General features: G+C 36.5%; 2 protein-coding genes. Both read left to right on the top strand.

Features of this window, described 5'->3' with window-relative positions:
- Positions 1-226 precede the first annotated feature (226 nt).
- Complete coding sequence (locus tag BQ7314_RS12895; protein WP_174484098.1) at positions 227-724, top strand: helix-turn-helix transcriptional regulator; 498 nt, start codon at positions 227-229, stop codon at positions 722-724.
- Positions 721-1,236, top strand: a complete 516-nt coding sequence (locus BQ7314_RS12890; protein WP_174484097.1) for a hypothetical protein — start codon at positions 721-723, stop codon at positions 1,234-1,236. Before BQ7314_RS12895 ends, BQ7314_RS12890 begins: the two co-directional genes overlap by 4 nt.
- The last annotated feature ends 595 nt before the right edge of the window (positions 1,237-1,831 follow it).

Here is a 1,831-nt window from a genome sequence, read left to right as displayed (position 1 = left end):
GCCTAAACTGGGGCGACATTATGAACCAGAAGCATTAGATCAGTTTTTACCCTGGGTAATGACTGAAAAAATTCCGCCTTTAAAGTAAATGGAATGGTTTGGCTAGGTGGGTTTAATTGACGGTTACCAACAGAACGTGATTCTAAATTTGTACCTCGTAAAGCTGATGAAAAAGCTAACGATAGAAAAAAGATAATCATTGGAAACCCTAATAGGAGATGCTCTCATGAAAGAGTTAGTTAAAACACTAGTTACAGAATTCAATGATAAAGAATATGCCCATGCTTATATGGAAGAATTTTCTAATATGGCCATTGCAGCGCAAATAAAAGTATTACGAGAACAACGCGGATGGACACAAAAAGAACTTGCTGATGCCTCTGGCATGAAACAAGAGCGAATTTGTGCGCTTGAAGATATAGATTATGATGCTTGGACCATTAAAACATTGCGCAAACTTTCTAAAGCTTTTGATTTAACAGTGAAATTCTCATTTGAAGAATTTAGCAGTGGTATTTTAGATGCTGCAAAAATCAATGCTAAAACATTAGAAAAAACTTCACGCCAAGAAGATTTAGATAAATTCTCTTGTGATGACTTTGGAGCTAAAGAAGTTTTATGGAGTGAACCAGTTACAACTACACAACCTAGCTTATACTTAGTTCCGACAAATCATATGGCTGTTAATGATATAAAGTATTTTGAATATAGACAAACAGCATGAATAGAGAAGCATTGCAAAAGGCTGTAGATAATTTATCAATCCAAATGGTATATTTGCATTCCTCAGAAGCAAAAATACATAATAATTTTGATCCTTTAATTCCTAATCAAGAATTGATTGGGCAGTTCAATATCAATACTAAATCATGTAACAAAAAAGAGCTTCTTGATGAAAATGGCGTTACACATAAATTCTTAGTCTATAAAACCGAAGCACGAATGCGTTATTTAAAAGGTTCTATTCAAGAGGAACTGAAAGATAGCTTAGAAAATGAAGAGCTACTTGAAAAATTAGTTGCAGCCGAGATAATTGCTGTCTTTATTGCTGAATATGCAATTAAATGTGATGAAGAATTGCCTCATGATGCTGTTTTAGAGTTTGGTAGAATAAATGTACCCCATCAAATATGGCCATACTGGAGAGAGTACTCTCACTCAACCTGTGCACGAATGTCTCTCCCGGTATCTATTCTTCCGATGTTTTCTATAAACAAATCAACAGAAACTAAATAACTATTTTTGTTGAATGATGTATAACCAAAAAATCCAGCTGACCATAAAAAGCGTCACAAATTTTGCAAAAAGACGCAAAATTTCCGCCACTTCCTATGGCATCTGATTTGGTCGTTACATTTCAAAATTCATTGAGGGATTGCTGCTTCGTTTTATTTGGGCGTAATCGCTTGTGATAAGTTATCGTGTATCCTTTCCTCGCTGTTTCACTCCTTTTCATTGGCTGGAAAGGTTGAGTATGAGGTAGCAGGGCTAAAAGTATCAAGCATTTTACTACTTGGAAGGGCTTTAAGTTATAAACGGTGAGTTTAGCTAAACTCTTACATTCTGTTTGCAGGGCATTATTTATTAACAGGACTACATTAAAAGTCAGTGGCATTATTAAGTCAGCCCTGCTACAGTTAAAGTATTTAAAATTCGTGGGTTGAGTGACTGCGCATTGCTTGAAGGTTAACGAATATCGAAATGTAAATCGGGTAAGGGCTAGTTTCTCTCCAGCCCTCCCCACACCACCCTGCGTGCGGCTCCGCACAGGGCGGTTCATCGCCCTTATGAATAATGGAACTTAACCCATTGGTCTTTAATCGAGACTAGG

The sequence above is a fragment of the methanotrophic endosymbiont of Bathymodiolus puteoserpentis (Logatchev) genome, assembly GCF_900128525.1.
In the GTDB taxonomy this organism is placed as follows: domain Bacteria; phylum Pseudomonadota; class Gammaproteobacteria; order Methylococcales; family Methylomonadaceae; genus Methyloprofundus.
Note: the sequence above shows the minus strand (reverse complement) of the source record. Positions and strands in the feature narration are given on the sequence as shown.